The 14,585-nt window shown below is 62.8% G+C and carries 16 protein-coding genes; 4 read left to right on the top strand and 12 right to left on the bottom strand.

Annotated elements, in window-relative coordinates:
- Positions 1-63: 63 nt before the first annotated feature.
- The 5 genes from KM031_RS10015 to KM031_RS09995 form a co-directional block, all read right to left on the bottom strand.
- Positions 64-747 carry a YjbF family lipoprotein gene (locus KM031_RS10015; protein ID WP_215505781.1) on the bottom strand — a complete coding sequence of 228 codons (684 nt, stop codon included), beginning with the start codon at positions 745-747 and terminating at the stop codon, positions 64-66.
- The gene (locus KM031_RS10010; protein WP_215505782.1) at positions 726-2,942 is read right to left on the bottom strand and encodes a YjbH domain-containing protein; all 2,217 of its coding nucleotides are present in this window, start codon (positions 2,940-2,942) and stop codon (positions 726-728) included. Before KM031_RS10010 ends, KM031_RS10015 begins: the two co-directional genes overlap by 22 nt.
- Positions 2,943-3,034: 92 nt before the next feature.
- Entirely contained in the window at positions 3,035-4,936 is a 1,902-nt protein-coding gene (locus KM031_RS10005) for a polysaccharide biosynthesis protein (protein WP_215505979.1), read from the bottom strand.
- Positions 4,937-5,087: 151 nt separating this feature from the next.
- On the bottom strand, positions 5,088-5,711 hold the full coding sequence (locus tag KM031_RS10000; RefSeq protein ID WP_215505783.1) for a sugar transferase: 624 nt from the start codon (positions 5,709-5,711) through the stop codon (positions 5,088-5,090).
- A complete protein-coding gene (locus KM031_RS09995) occupies positions 5,708-6,607 on the bottom strand; it encodes an NAD-dependent epimerase/dehydratase family protein (RefSeq protein WP_215505784.1) in 900 nt (299 codons plus the stop codon). Before KM031_RS09995 ends, KM031_RS10000 begins: the two co-directional genes overlap by 4 nt.
- 122 nt (positions 6,608-6,729) lie before the next feature.
- Here KM031_RS09995 and KM031_RS09990 point away from each other — a divergent pair, with 122 nt between their 5' ends.
- Complete coding sequence (locus KM031_RS09990; RefSeq protein WP_215505785.1) at positions 6,730-7,854, top strand: polysaccharide biosynthesis/export family protein; 1,125 nt, start codon at positions 6,730-6,732, stop codon at positions 7,852-7,854.
- A 19-nt stretch (positions 7,855-7,873) separates the two neighbouring features.
- On the opposite strand, the gene KM031_RS09985 is transcribed toward KM031_RS09990, so the two are convergent.
- From KM031_RS09985 to KM031_RS09970, 4 genes are read right to left on the bottom strand one after another with little or no spacing between them, the layout of a single operon-like run.
- On the bottom strand, positions 7,874-8,317 hold the full coding sequence (locus KM031_RS09985) for a MarR family winged helix-turn-helix transcriptional regulator (protein ID WP_215505980.1): 444 nt from the start codon (positions 8,315-8,317) through the stop codon (positions 7,874-7,876).
- Positions 8,317-9,147 carry a carbon-nitrogen hydrolase family protein gene (locus KM031_RS09980; RefSeq protein ID WP_215505786.1) on the bottom strand — a complete coding sequence of 277 codons (831 nt, stop codon included), beginning with the start codon at positions 9,145-9,147 and terminating at the stop codon, positions 8,317-8,319. The genes KM031_RS09985 and KM031_RS09980 overlap by 1 nt, the downstream gene beginning before the upstream one ends.
- A 3-nt stretch (positions 9,148-9,150) precedes the next feature.
- A complete protein-coding gene (gene grxC, locus KM031_RS09975) occupies positions 9,151-9,408 on the bottom strand; it encodes a glutaredoxin 3 (RefSeq protein WP_215505787.1) in 258 nt (85 codons plus the stop codon).
- Between the two features lie 51 nt (positions 9,409-9,459).
- Positions 9,460-10,182: a double zinc ribbon domain-containing protein gene (locus tag KM031_RS09970; protein ID WP_215505788.1), complete on the bottom strand. Its 723-nt coding sequence runs from the start codon at positions 10,180-10,182 to the stop codon at positions 9,460-9,462.
- Positions 10,183-10,218: 36 nt separating this feature from the next.
- Here KM031_RS09970 and KM031_RS09965 point away from each other — a divergent pair, with 36 nt between their 5' ends.
- Together KM031_RS09965 and hemH are read left to right on the top strand one after the other, a co-directional pair.
- Entirely contained in the window at positions 10,219-11,034 is an 816-nt protein-coding gene (locus KM031_RS09965; RefSeq protein WP_215505789.1) for a methyltransferase domain-containing protein, read from the top strand.
- A 52-nt stretch (positions 11,035-11,086) separates the two neighbouring features.
- The gene (gene hemH / locus KM031_RS09960; RefSeq protein WP_246567129.1) at positions 11,087-12,184 is read left to right on the top strand and encodes a ferrochelatase; all 1,098 of its coding nucleotides are present in this window, start codon (positions 11,087-11,089) and stop codon (positions 12,182-12,184) included.
- 79 nt (positions 12,185-12,263) lie between these two features.
- On the opposite strand, the gene KM031_RS09955 is transcribed toward hemH, so the two are convergent.
- Together KM031_RS09955 and KM031_RS09950 are read right to left on the bottom strand one after the other, a co-directional pair.
- On the bottom strand, positions 12,264-12,443 hold the full coding sequence (locus KM031_RS09955) for a hypothetical protein (RefSeq protein WP_215505791.1): 180 nt from the start codon (positions 12,441-12,443) through the stop codon (positions 12,264-12,266).
- Positions 12,444-12,591: 148 nt separating this feature from the next.
- On the bottom strand, positions 12,592-13,167 hold the full coding sequence (locus KM031_RS09950) for a L,D-transpeptidase (RefSeq protein ID WP_215505792.1): 576 nt from the start codon (positions 13,165-13,167) through the stop codon (positions 12,592-12,594).
- A gap of 164 nt (positions 13,168-13,331) precedes the next feature.
- Between KM031_RS09950 and dalA the strand changes: the two genes are divergently transcribed.
- On the top strand, positions 13,332-13,931 hold the full coding sequence (dalA, locus tag KM031_RS09945) for a divisome-associated lipoprotein DalA (RefSeq protein ID WP_215505793.1): 600 nt from the start codon (positions 13,332-13,334) through the stop codon (positions 13,929-13,931).
- A gap of 70 nt (positions 13,932-14,001) precedes the next feature.
- Here the strand turns inward: dalA and KM031_RS09940 are convergent, their stop codons facing one another.
- On the bottom strand, positions 14,002-14,499 hold the full coding sequence (locus tag KM031_RS09940) for a L,D-transpeptidase family protein (protein WP_215505794.1): 498 nt from the start codon (positions 14,497-14,499) through the stop codon (positions 14,002-14,004).
- Positions 14,500-14,585 lie beyond the last annotated feature (86 nt).

The raw sequence follows: 14,585 nt of genomic DNA, 5'->3' as shown, positions 1-14,585 counted from the left end.
ATTTCTTATCAGCTGTAGGGATAGCACAGGCCAATTTCTCGGAAAAGTACATTCCTCGGCAGATCAATCAATTATCCGTCGAAGTGTGACATATCCGATAACATCGCCCGCATACTGCCTCGACTGCCGAATGGAGCTCGGACCGTCAAACCAGTATTGGTTCTCGACCCGGAAACCGTCGCCTTCGCAATTTTCACGAATGACTCTGGTATCATAGGCCAAGCCTTTGATGACGATGCGCTCACTGCCCGCCGCTGTGGCATTGCAGGTCAGGCGGCGTCGCACCACCTGATCGGCACCGTCAAGAACCGTATAACTCCGCGCATATCCTTTGGACGCCGCCGAGATCTGTGCAGCCCCAGGCCCTGTCGCTTCCATCAGATCCGCCGTTCCGAAGCCTCGGGTGGCGCGAATCTGATCCTCGCGCAGCATCACCGTCTGCTTGGTGGAGGTGCTCCAGATCACCGCGCCATCGCGACGCGACAGCGGCACCAGCAGCAGGGTGCCCGTTGGCGCCGACACTTCTAGGATCGGCTGTTTGAACGCCGCCAGCTCGGCCCGGCTCGGCTCGGGCGGCGGGCCGCTGCGCGCTGCCCGCTGCGCCTGCAAGGCGGCTTTGGCGGCGACCCCGAATTGCTGCACGCCAATATCGCCACGGTCATCATTGCCACAGGCGGCAAGGGTCAGTGCGGCGGCCAAAAACCCGATGCGGACAAGATTCTTCTTCATTTCCAGAACCGTCCCCACTGATCGTCAATGCCGGATGTATGGTAATCGCGGATCGTATCATACAGACGACCATCGACCTCCAGACGCTGCCCCCCATCGCGGCCAAACGGCCGGACCGTCGTCACCGTCGATTTGCGGCTGTCGGTGCCGGTGACCCAGGCGAAGGGAATCTCGATGCGGATGCCCTTGTCGAACGAGCCGGAGCCGAATTCCTCGGACGAGACATCGGTTTTGGTCGCAAACGCACCGACACGCCAGCCATTGGCAAATTCGCGGTCGACCGACAGCGTGGCACCCACGTCGCCCGCCAGATACCGACCGACATCCAGCTGCACATGGAACCCGTTGTCGAAGGCATAATAGCCCGACACATGCCCCGTCATCACCCGGTAGGACGAGGGGCCGGTTTCGGTGCCCACCGCATCGGTCTGATAGATGCTTTGCGGCAGGTTGAAGCCAAGCCCCTGATCCGGCGCGCGCTGCGCGACATAGTTCAGCTCTGCCCCAACCGCCCAACGACGGTTCACCGGCTTCCACAGAACCTCGGTCGACACGCCGCCGAACATGCGTTCCAGATAGCCGATGGACACGCGGCCATAGACATCATCGCTGAATGCCGTGCGGTAATGCAGCGCAAGGCTTTCCAGCGCCGGATCGCCCTCGCTGTCATAGGCATAGTTGGCCGAGCGCACAGGTTGCAGCGACCGTGCCGGAACCGGCGGGCGTTCATCCAGATTGGTCACGATGTTCTTGGTCAGCGAGCCGCTGACAGACAGGCCCGGGCGCAATTCGTATTCCGCCGCCAGCTTGGCACCGATGCCGTATTTCAGCGGGTCATTCTGGTCGAACACGCGCAAGCGCAGGTTCGGCTTCAGCGACCAGCGGAATTTCGGATAGATGTCATCGCTGGTGATCGTGTTCAGCGGTGCCGCGCCAGCGCCCGAGATCTGAACCCGGCTGCGCATCGAATCGATAGAAGTGCCGCTGGTTTCATAGGTTTCCAGATCGCTGCGGCGCAGGGTCACGCGCGAGGCGGGAATACCGTCGGCCATCGGCACGATTTCAAACACCTCGACCGAGGCGGGCATCACATGGGCCAGCGCCCGCGCGGTGCGGCCAATCGCCTGCGCTTCGGCATCCAGCCGATCATTGCGGATGCGCACCTGCACGGTGGAGCCGGTATAGCCCATCTGCTCGACCGCGATGCCATCCGGGGCAAGGCGTTTGTTCAGGTTGCTCAACAGGATCGGCGCAGCGCCCTCCTGCGTCACCCATTCCGCCGACCAGGCCTCGGGATCGGCCGCGCGCGACGGGCGCAGCAGAACCGGGTCCGGCGCAGGCGTGCTGACACCCGACAGAGGCCGCTTGTGCGGATCAAGCGAGAAATGGGCGGCAATGCCCAACTCGCTGCCATACATGTAATAGGCACCGACGCGGATCGCATCCTGCACCTTGTATTCGACCCCGAAGTTGAACGGGCTGCTGCGTTCAAACGTGCCACGCTCCTGCGCCTCGGTGACGTAATCATCCGAGGAATATTCGGCCTTCAGCGTCCATTTGTCGTTTGGCGTCCATTCGATCCCGGCAAAGGGCGCAACAGGCCCGCGGAACCACTGGCCGAAGTTCACATTGCCGCCTTCGCCCACGTCGATCGGATCACGTTCGCCCAGCGGCGAGCCGATCTCGCCATAGGAGCCGAGCCGCCCCCAGCCCAGACCCGCCGTGACCTTGACCTTGGACCCGACATGTTTGGTGGCCGCGATATATTCGCCCGACAGGATGCCGGTGCCCGCAAAATCCTGCAAACCGACGGTCACCGCCGGAATGTAGCGGCTTTCCTGCAGCACCTGATAACGCAGGTCGAACGAGCGGTCGTAATAGGTATCAAACCTGTCGACGCTGTTCGGGTTGCAATTGGGCTGGCAGAACTTGTTCCAGTCGCGGATCCCAAGGAAGCGAAAGCTGGCCGACAGGCGCGGCGTCGCCTGAAAGCTCAGCGTGGTGCGGCTGATCGGGCCAAAATGCGCAGTGGACATGGTCACAAGCCCATCCGGCTGCGCCTCGCCCGAAGGCATATCCATCAACCCGGTCGCCCCATAGAAATTGAGCGTCGGCACGTTCAGCTCTTCGGCCCCGGCGGTCAGCCCGATGCCCAGTGCCAGAAGGGATGTAGCAACAAGGAACCTGCCCTTCGATGCCGGGAATGCTTTCATGACAGTAACGCCTTCCAAGGTTTGGGGCAGTTTAGGCGAAAGAGCGCTGCGCAACAATCCGCTCCGGTGCCAGAAGCGGGGACTGTTGCCGATCACAGCACAGCCACAACGCGGGCGGGCGGCTGATAGCCATGAACCCAGGTGGAAATGACCTCGCGCGCAGCACCCTGATCGCCCACGGCCACCGCCGAGCGCAGCGCGCGCAGCGCACTTGCCATCTCCAGCTCAGACAGGCTGTCTTCGCGCGCACGCAGGATCTTGGAATGGGGTGTGGTCAGCAGACCCGCGCCGATCAACAGCTCTTCATGCAGCTTTTCACCGGGGCGCAGACCCGTCACCACAATTTCAATATCGCCATCGGGATGATCGGCATCCCGCACCGAATAGCCTGCGGCATTGATCAGCTGCACCGCCATATCGCGGATGCGCACGGGTTTTCCCATATCGAGAACAAACACATCGCCGCCGCGCGAGGTCTGCGTATCCGAGAACGAGCCTGCCAGCAGAACCAGCCGCGCTGCCTCGGAAATCGTCATGAAGAAGCGCGTCACATCCTCATGTGTCAGCGTGACCGGCCCGCCCTTGGCAATCTGTTCCTTGAACAGCGGAATGACCGAGCCGGAGGAACCCAGCACATTGCCAAAGCGCACCATGGAAAACACCGTCCCGCGCGAACGTTTGGCCATATCCTGCACAACCAGTTCGGCCAGCCGCTTGGACGCGCCCATCACATTGGTCGGGCGCACCGCCTTGTCGGACGAAATCAGGATGAACCGCCCGACGCCCGCATCATTCGCCGCCTCGGCAATGGTGCGGGTGCCCAGCACATTATTGGCCAGCCCGGCCAGCGGATTGCATTCCACCAGCGGCACATGCTTGTAAGCCGCCGCGTGAAACACCGCCTCGATCCCGTGATCGTTGATCACCATGCGCGTCAGCCGCGAATCGGTGACAGAGCCGAGCACGGGGCAGACCTCGATCCCGGTGCCCTCCACCAGATCGCGCAATTCCTTGTCGATGGAATAGAGCGCGACCTCGCTCACCTCATACAACACGATCTTGGCGGGGGCGCAGCCGATCAACTGGCGGCACAGCTCTGACCCGACAGAGCCGCCTGCGCCCGACACGAGGATCGACTTGCCGCGATAGGCTTCATCGCCCTGCGGGAAGGTGTCCCCCACCTGCGCGCGGCCCAGAAACTGCCCTGCCGCTACCGGCGACAGATTGTCGATCAGCTCTTCTTCACCCACCAGCTGCGAGAAGGACGGCAGCGATTGCACCGTGAATCCCATGCCGCGCAGGCTGCGCGACAGGCGGGCCAGCTTGGGAGCCGACACCGACGGCATCGCAAGAATGATCCGGTCAATATCGCGCTGCTGCACCAGTTCCGTCAGTGCCGAAGGCGACAGAACACGCAACCCGGCAATGGTGGTGGATTGCAGGGCGGTATTGTCATCAATGAACGCCACCGGAACGATCCGCTCATGCGACCGCAGCGCCGCCACCAGCTGAACCCCGGTGGTGCCCGCGCCATAGATCAACACACGGTGCTTGGGCTGACCCTGACGCAGCACCCAGAGCAGCACATGGAACATCGCCATGCGCGCGCCCGCTGCCCCGAGGAACAGCATCAGCCCATAGATCACGATTCCCGCCACCGGAAAGCTGGGCAGGATAAAGCGGCACATCACCGCCGCGATCACCGTCACCGCCGCCGCGTAGGTGGCGGTGCGCAAAACGGCGGTGGTTTCATAGGATTTCAGCTGGATCCGCGGAATCCCCAGCCAGGCCGAGACCGCGCCGCCGACCAACGAGATGGCGGGCAGGATGTAAAAGACATTCGGCGTGCGCTCGAACGCGGTAAAGCCGTTATGCGCGACGACAATGGCCAGAACCAGCACCAGCGGCGGCAAAAGCGCGTCAATCATGAACAGGACGAATTGCTTGTTCTTCCGCGACAGCCTCGACAGCAGCGAATACAATGCCCGTCTGATAAGATGCATTTGCTGCTCTTGCCTCATGCCAAAACCGAGATGCACATAAAATGAAAAAATGCAAACCGGAAGATATGCGTTAACTTACCGCAATGCGCGTGCAGCAACAAGCCGTCGCCGTGCAACATCGCCCAACGCAGCATCAAATCGCCTATTTTTTGAACAGTCTTTTGAGCAAGACTCCGAATCCGGTCTGCGCAATCAGCCGAAGGTCAAAACACAGGCTTTGACTGCGCTGATACATCAGGTCCAGCGCCGCCTTTTGCGGCACACAGCGGCGGGCATAAACGGCATCGGTTTCGGCGGCATCCCGGCATTGGCGCAGCAGCCATTCCTCATGCGCGTGAAAATGCAAGGTGGCCAGTCCGGTGATGCCCGGTCGGCTTTTCAACACCTCGGCATATAGCGCCGGAAAGCGTTCGACATAGAGGCGCAGGGGCGGGCGCGGGCCGACAAAGCTCATGTCTCCGCGGATCACGTTCCACAGTTGCGGGATTTCATCCAGCCGGGCGCGGCGCAGAAACCGGCCCACCGGCGTGATGCGGGCCGCCTTGTCGCCGCCGGATACACCACTGTCCTCGCGCACCACGGTCATGGTGCGCAGCTTCCACAGATGGAACGGCACGCCCGGCGCTTTCATGCGTTCGGCCACATAAAAGATCGGCCGCCCCTCTTTCAGCAGCAGAAAGATGAGCAAGACCGCAAAGGGCGGCAGCAGAGCCGCAGCAAGAAGCAGCGCGATGGTCAGATCAAACAGCCGTTTTTGCCACGTCATGCGCCGCGCGCTCCTGTCTGGTCCATGCCAAGGCCGCGCCATTCGGCCACCATGGCCGCAGGGCTGGCAGCGGTTGCAGGCAGCGGCACGCAGGCCTGCAACGCGGTTGTTTGCAGCACGACACGCGGCAAGACCTGCGGATTTTCCGGGCCAAACCGCCAGTCCTGCCCGGCCGCATCCAACAGATCGCCCATGGCCACACCGCCCGGCGCCGCAATGTTCAGAAGTTTCGGCATCTCTGCCCCCGTTTGCACCCGATCACACAGCGCACGCAGCACATGGGCCAGCGTCGCAGGCCCGATATAAGACCGGACCGGACCACCCGCCTGCCCCGCTACCGGATCAAGGATCACAGGGCGATTCGGCACCATGCCCCCGATCAGACTGTCTGCCCCCAGCACATTTCCAATGCGCAATGCCGTAATTCCCGGCAGTCCCGCCCCGGCCCCGGCGGGCAGGGAAAAGGCCAGACGCTCCATTTCCACCTTGGCGCGGCCATAGTCGCTTGTCGGGGCAAGCGCGTCCGTTTCGGAAAATGCCCCCCCCGCAGGGGTGCCCGCGCCGTAAACCGCCGCCGAGGAACACAGGAACACATGCCGCGCGCCACAGCGCCGCGCCGCATCGCAGGCCGCAAGGGCCAGCGTCACATTCTGCGCCATCGCCGCCGCATCGCCACGCGTCACCCCGGAAAGACACAGGAAAATGCCGTCGCGCAGCGCCGCTGCCGCCGGATGCCCGGCAGGCCAGTCCTCGCGCAGCACATCCCAGCCCAGCCAGCCGGGCGGCAGACCCGGGCCGCGGCCCTGCCAAAGCACCGGGCCCGGCGCATCACGCCCACGCCAGACGGCATTCAGAATGCGCCCCAATCGGCCTGCGGCCCCCATCACACATATCATCGACTTTTCCGGCATGGCTCCGCTTGGTGTGAACTCGGCTGTTGAACCCCTCACGTCCCGCAAGTATCTTGCACCAACTGCCAAAGTCCACCCTGCCAGGTGCGGCTCTACCGGAGTTCATAATGCTGATTTTTGCCGGGAGGCTCTTGCTGCTGTCAGCGAGCCTGACCTTTCTTTCCTCCTGCGGGGATTTGCCCGGCGGTGCGCCCAATCGGGCGCAGATTCTGAAAGGTGCCGATGCACCGGACGCAACCTTTGCCGTCTTCCCGGTCACGCGCGAAACATTGCCGAAACTGAACGCCTGGCCCCAGAAGGGCGGCCCCAAGGTTGCGGGCTGGATTTCGCGCGAAAAGGGCCCCTCCTCGCAGATCATTGAGGCCGGTGACGTGATGGACCTGTCGATCTGGGACAACGGCGAAAGCTCGCTGCTGACCCAGACCGGGCAAAAGGTGGTGGAGCTGAAGGCGATCCGCGTGTCGCCCAGCGGCGAGGTCTTCCTGCCCTATGTCGATCAGGTCTATGTCGCCAAGATGTCGCCCGACCGGGCGCGCGACACGATCCAGCAGAAATTCGCCGCCATCATTCCGTCGGCGCAGGTGCAGCTGAGCCATACCGCCGGACGGCAAAGCTCGGTCGATCTGGTCAGTGGCGTCGCCAATCCCGGCAACTTCGTGATGCCCGACCGCGACTTCACGGTGCTGAGCCTGCTGGCCATGGGCGGCGGCATCTCCGGCACCTTTGAAAATCCGCAGGTCCGGCTGATGCGCAGTGGCAAGCTTTACGGGATCTCGGCCGACAAACTGCTGAAAAGCCCGTCGCTCGACACCACGCTGCGCGGCGGCGACAAGGTCTATGTCGAGGATGACGACCGTTATTTCCTGTCGCTGGGGGCGGCGCGCAAAGAGGCGCAGATCCCCTTCCCGAGCGAAACCATCACCGCATTGGATGCGGCCTCGCTGATCGGCGGCGTGAACGACACACGCGCCAACCCGAAAGGTGTTCTGGTTCTGCGCGATTACGATCCGAAACATCTGCGCAGCGATGGCAGCGGCCCAAGCAAGGAACGCACAATCTTTGCGATTGATCTGACCACCGCAGACGGGCTGTTCAGCGCGGGCGAGTTCCAGATCGAGGACCGGGATCTGGTTCTGGTCACCGAAAGCTCTGTGCTCAAGACCAACTCGGTGCTCGACCTGTTGTTTGATGCGATGGGCGTTTCGACCCGCGTGAACAACCTGACCAAGTAAACCCGGCGGAAGGCGACGATCAGTCGTCGTCTTCCAGCTTGGTCCGCAGTTCCCGCAGCACGGGCAGCACCGCGCGCACCCGATCGGCGCCCAGCGCCTGCACAACCTCGGCAATCAGCGGCGCGATGGCATGAACCGCCGCATCGCGCGCGGCCCGGCCCGAGGGGCTGATCGCCACGAATTTGCGCCGCGCATCGTCCCAGTCGGGGCGGATATGCACATGGCCCGCCCATTCCAGCTTGGCCAGCGTATTGGTCATCGCGCCCCGCGTGACGTGAAAGCTGCGCGCCAGCTGCGCCGGCGTGCGCTCTTCCTGAATACGGGCCAGATGGTTCAGCACCCCGAAATGCGACAGTTCCATCCCCTTGGGCAGCGCCTTGGAGATGCGGTTGCGGGCCAGCTGATCGGCCATGAACAGCTCGCCAAACAGGGCAATGGCGATATCTTCGGTTTTTTCAGCCATCATGGGCCATCGAAACTGCGGTCATGCGACAGCGAGGGCACCCGCGCCCGCGCCCGCTCCACCTCAGCCAGATCAATCTCGGCAAAGGTGACGCCCGGCTCTTCGCCCGCATCGGCCAGCACCTCGCCCCATGGCGCAATGGCAAGGCTGTGGCCATGGGTGCGCCGCCCCTTGCCGTCGGTTTCGGGGTGAAACCCGGTTTGCGCCGGGGCCAGAACGAAGCAGCCGGTTTCAATCGCACGAGCGCGCAGCAGGGTTTCCCAATGCGCCTGCCCGGTCAGATGGTTGAAGGCGGCGGGCACCGTCAGGATCTGCGCCCCTGCCTGCGCCAGACGGCGGAACAGATGCGGGAAGCGGAGGTCATAGCAGACCGCCATGCCGATCTTGCCCAGGGGCGTATCGGCCAGAACCGCCTGCGCACCGGGGCGATAGCCTGCCGATTCGCGATAGACCTCGGTTTCGGTCACATTCACATCGAACATATGGATCTTGTCATAACGCGCGGCGATGGCCCCATCCGGCCCGATCAGGAACGAGCGATTGGCGAACCGCCCGTCGGCATCCTGCGTCAGCACGCCCAAAGACCCGATCAACAGCCAGATCCCCAGCGCCTTCGCCTCGGCCTGAAGCGCGGCAAGGGTGGGATCGTCGGCTTCGGCGTGCAGCACCCGGCGCTGGTGATCGCGGTTGGAGCTGAGCGCATTGGTACATTCGGGCGTCAGCACAAAAGCCGCACCACCCGCCGCCGCCGCGCGCACAAGCGCCAGCGTTTCGGGCAGGTTTTCCGCCGGATCATCCCCGACGGTCAGTTGCACAAGGGCAATCCGCATCGCTCAGCCCGCCAGAAGCGGGTCAAGCTTGCCGGCATGATCCAGCGCGTGAATATCGTCACTGCCACCCACATGCTGCCCACCGATGAAGATCTGCGGCACAGATCGCCGCCCGCCTGCCCGCGCTGTCATCGCATCACGCAAGGCGGGATCGCGGCTCACGTCAATCTCGGTGAAGGCCGCGCCCTTCTTGGTCAGCAGCCGTTTGGCGGCAAGGCAATAGGGGCAGGTCGGGGTGGTATAGATTTCGACGGGTTTCATGACGCATCACCTTCGGGGGCCAATCCTCGCAATTGGCGCGACTATAAGGATTTAGCCGTCCTTCGCAACGCGGGTCAGCACCAGCACGTCCACCCGCGCCGCGCCCGCCGCAAGGCAGGCCTCGGCACAGGCGGCCAGCGTGGCCCCCGAGGTCATCACATCATCCACCAGCAGGATCGGCCGCCCCTCCACCTGCCAGCGCCGCCGCGCGTGCAGGCGGATCGCCCCATCCAGATTGCGGAACCGCCCGTCCCGGTCGCGCCCTTCCTGACTGCGGGTATTGCGATGGCGGATCAGCAGATCGGGGCAATGCGGCAGATCGGTCAGCCTGGCCAGTGCCCCGGCCAGCAGCGCCGACTGGTTGTAACGCCGCTTCAGCAACCGCAGCCAATGCAGTGGCACCGGCGCAATCAGCGCATCCGGGGCCAGCAGCGGCTGCGCCACCCGCAGCAGCCAGCCCGCCGCCGGGCGCGCCAGGTCAAGCCTGTCGCCATGTTTCAGCGCCATCACCAGATGGCGCGCATTGTCCTTGTAGAGCATCGCAGCGCGCCCCCGGCTCCAGGGCCGGGCAATAGCAAGGCAATCGTCGCATTGCACCGGTCCCCCCGTCTCCTCCCCCGGCAGCGGCGTGCCACAGCAATCGCAGACCAGCCCCGCAATGAACGGCGTTTCACGCCAACAACGGGCACACAGGCCGAAATCCGTGGTGACGAGCGCATCACAGCTCAGACACTGTGGTGGATAGACCAGATGCACAGCGGCTTGCATTCTCATCCGACGCTCCTATGGTCCCGCCATGATGGAGGCATGATGCAGACCCCACCCCAGCTTACCGACCGCCCCGCCCTTGCCCGCAACCGCGCCCGCGCCCGCCGCGATGCGCTGTTCCTGCATGAGGAGGTGGTCCTCGAAGTTCAGGAAAGACTGAGCGCGGTTAACAGGCAGTTTACGCAGCCGGCAATTGTCACACCATTTCCGGAAATCTGGCAAAATGTCCTGCCGGGCGCCCGGATCGTTGCGGATGACGATCTGCTGGACCTGCACCCCGAAGCACATGATCTGGTCGTGCACGCCATGGCGCTGCATTGGGCCAATGATCCGGTTGGCCAACTGGTGCAATCGCGCCGCGCGCTGCGCCCCGACGGGCTGTTTCTGGGCTTTGCCCTTGGCGGCCAGACGCTGCACGAGCTGCGCGCCTGTCTGGCCGAGGCCGAGGCGCAGGTGACGGGCGGACTGTCGCCGCGGGTGCTGCCGATGGGCGAGATCCGCGATCTGGGGGCGTTGCTGCAACGCGCCGGGCTGAACCTGCCGGTGGCCGATGCCTATACCCGCCATGCCAGCTACCGCGATGCGTGGCACCTGATGGCCGATCTGCGCGCCATGGGCGAGGTCAATGCCCTGAACACGCGCCTGCGCCGCTTTACCCGCCGCCACGTCCTTGCCGCCGCCGCAGAGCAGTATCAGCAGGCCTATGCCCTTCCCGATGGCCGCATCGGTGCGACATTCGAAATGATCTGCCTGACCGGCTGGGCCCCGCATGACAGCCAGCAAAAGCCGCTTCGGCCCGGATCGGCGGTGCAGCGGCTGGAAGATGCGCTGAAGGCTGCGACATCGACAGAGAATTGACGCCACGCGCCGCAAGACTATGTCGGGCAGAATGACAGACAGGAGAATGACCATGCTGGACGCCACGCGCGATCAGGCCGCCCCGACGATCCGCCCCGGCGAGGGCCGCCTGGCCCATGCGCCTGCCAGCCATCCGCCCGTGCGGCAGGCCAGGATCGGTGTTCTTCTGGCCAATCTCGGCACGCCCGACCATTACGATTACTGGTCGATGCGGCGGTATCTGAACGAATTCCTGTCGGACAAACGGGTGATCGACTATGCCAGCTGGAAGTGGCAGCCGCTGCTGCAGCTGATCATCCTGACCAAGCGCCCCTTCACCTCGGGCGCGAATTACAAATCCATCTGGAATCACGACAAGGGCGGCCCCAAGGGCGAAAGCCCGTTGATGACCATCACCAAAGATCAGACAAGCGCCCTTGCCGCGACACTGAAGGACAATTTTGGCGATCAGGTCATGGTCGATTTCTGCATGCGCTATGGCAATCCCTCCACCGCGTCGAAGGTGCGGGCGATGGTCGCGGCGGGCTGCGAGAAGATCCTGTTTTTCCCGCTGTATCCGCATTACGCCGGGGCCACCTCGGGCACGGCGAATGATGCCTTCTTTCGCGCGCTGATGCAGGAAAAGCGCCAGCCCGCAGCCCGCACCGTGGCGGAATACTTTGACCATCCGCTGTATATTGACGCACTGGCCCGATCGGTAGAACGCGCCTATGCGCAGCTGGATCACCGCCCCGATGTGCTGGTGGCCTCCTATCACGGGATGCCGAAACGCTATCTGATGTCAGGTGATCCCTATCACTGCCAATGCCAGAAAACCTCGCGGCTGCTGCGCGAGCGGCTGGGATGGGACAAGGGCAGCATCGACACCACGTTCCAGTCGGTCTTTGGCCCGGAAGAATGGCTCAAGCCCTATACGGTGGAGCATGTGGCAGAGCTGGCAAAACAGGGCAAGAAGCGCATTGCGGTGATGGCCCCCGCCTTTTCCGCCGACTGCATCGAGACGCTGGAAGAGATCAATGGTGAGATCCGCGAGGCGTTTGAGCACGCGGGCGGGGAAAGCTTTACCTATATTCCCTGCCTGAACGATGATGCCGCCCATATCGCGGCCCTCGCTGCCGTGATCCGCGACAATCTGGGGGGCTGGCTGTAAGGCCGCCCCTGTTCAGGCCTACAAAAAGAAAAAGGCGGCAGGTTTCCCTGCCGCCTTTTCCATGACAGCCTGTGTCAGATCAGTTGGAAGCAGCAGCAGCCACAACCAGCAGGAGCAGCAGCGGAACAATGATGCCGCCAGCCGACGACGAGGTCGCGGCTTCAACAACTTCCGGCTCCATGACCGGCTCAACAACGCCACCAGCGAAAGCGGTGGAAGCAGCGACCGTCAGAGCGGCAGCAAGTGCAAGTTTCTTCATGTTAACCTCCAGATATTGCGCAGGATCGAATTTTGCAGAGGCGATACTGCGCACCCAAGACTGTACCTCGTATTTCGCTGTGTAATCGTGAACGGTCACAGGCGCAATGCAAGGGCAAGCGGGGCAGAAATGCCGCCCCGCGATGTCGTCAAATTAGCAACACCTGTGTGCCAACTTGGGTCAGGTTGAACAATTCCGAAATATGCTCGTTGTACAGCCCGACGCAGCCGTTGGAAGATTTGCGGCCGATCTTGCGCGTGTCATGCGTGCCATGGATCCGGTAATAGGTCCACGAAAGCCACAGCGCATGGGTGCCGAGCGGATTGTCCGGGCCGGGGCCGATATAGGGCGGCCAGTCAGGGTTGCGTTCCAGCATCGACGGCGTCGGGCGCCATTCCGGGCCGACCACCTTCTTGATGATCTCGGTCCGGCCCCGGCGGGTCAGATCTTCCGACAGCGGCACCGAGGTCGGGTAAAGTTTGTAGACCGTCTGATCTTCCGACCAGAAATGCAGCGCGCGCGACTGCGTATCCACCAGAACCGCGCCTTTGCGGGTATCGGTGAAGTAGGGCTGCCAGTCCAGCATACGGAAGCTGGAGATGTTGTTGCGCACAGAACTGTCGGCCTGCGCGAAGGCCGGAAGGGCCGCAGCCCCCATTGCTGCCGCAGCAGCGCCACCAAGAACCGCACGGCGGCTGGGCTTGAACGTAGTGTCAGCACTCATCCGCTGAACTCCTTGTCGTTGGATTTGAGCGGTTTTTAGCTGCAATGCCGCAACTTCGCAAATCAAACAGATGTCAACGGTCAAGATCACGCAGACTTGCGTTTGAACCTTCTGCCCGGATTGGATAAGGACGAACGGTCGAATTGCCATTGGTGTGAAAGAAGATGACGAGATTTTCCGTTCTGGCGGTCTGTGCGGCAGCCATGCTCGCGGCTTGCAGCACCACAGCCCCGGAGGCACAGTTCGGCGCCGATGGGCGCCCCCTGCCGCGTGTCTACAAGATCGACAAACGCACCGAGGGCGAGATCGCCTATCGGGTGCTTGATTCGGTCAACTCGCTGCGGGCGGCCAAGGGCGTGGTGCAGATGCAATTGAACCCGCAACTGAACGCGGCGGCAGCGGCACATTCGCGTGACATGTCGGCGCAGAATCGTCCCTGGCATTTCGGCTCTGACGGCTCGTCGCCGCTGCTGCGGGTGCAGCGTGCGGGCTATGGCGGGCATTTCGGCGGCGAGCTGATTTCGGAAACCTACGAGACGGAACTGGAAACGCTGGCCGCCTGGGCAAACCAGCCCGACACCCGCGCGATCATTCTGGATGCCAGCGCCAATGAGATGGGGTTTGCCTGGTTCCAGGAGCCGAGCGGCAAGATCTGGTGGACGCTTGTCACCGGCGACAGCACCCGCGCGCCCGTGCAAAACGTGAACGCCATCGCTCTGGGCCGCACCGTGACCTCTGAAATGGACAATGTTCCCGCGCAATAACCGCGCGGCAGTCATCACCGGAAACAAGAAAAGGGGCCGATTGGCCCCTTTTTTGCAGTCTGATGTCGGCTCAGGGCAGGATCAGGATCGGGGTCTGGCGGCGCAGCATGGAATAGATCTCTTCCATTTCGCGGTCGCGCACCGCGATGCAGCCGGCGGTCCAATCGCCCTTGTTCTGGCCCTTGTAGCGCGAACGCCCGTGAATCATGATATCGCCGCCCGGCGATTTGCCCATGGTCGACGCAAAGGCCCGATCCGCCTCGTTCGGATAGGACACGCCGACCGACAGGTGATAACGGCTGCGCGGATTGTGGTGGCTGATGAAATACACACCTTCCGGCGTCTTGCCGTCACCCTCGAACTGCTTGTGTCCGACCGGCTGGAAACCCAGAGAAATATCGTATTCTTTCAGCACTTTGGAATTGTGCAGCAGATACATCTTGCGATCTGCCTTATGCACCTGGATCGAGGTGACTTCGGGGCCGCGATAGGTGCGGAACTTGCCGCCGCCACAGGCAGACAGCCCGAGCACGAGCGCAAACGCAAGAAGGATGCGGATCAAGACCATGGGTCGCCTGTGTACTGCTTCTTTTTTTCCTGCCCTACCGCATTTATGCACAATTTGCCTAGAGAATACATCCGTGCATGGATCCA

The sequence above is a fragment of the Gemmobacter fulvus genome, from assembly GCF_018798885.1.
Classification (GTDB): Bacteria; Pseudomonadota; Alphaproteobacteria; order Rhodobacterales; family Rhodobacteraceae; genus Gemmobacter; species Gemmobacter fulvus.
The sequence above is the reverse complement of the archived record's forward strand: the minus strand, read 5'-3'. Positions and strand labels throughout refer to the sequence as shown.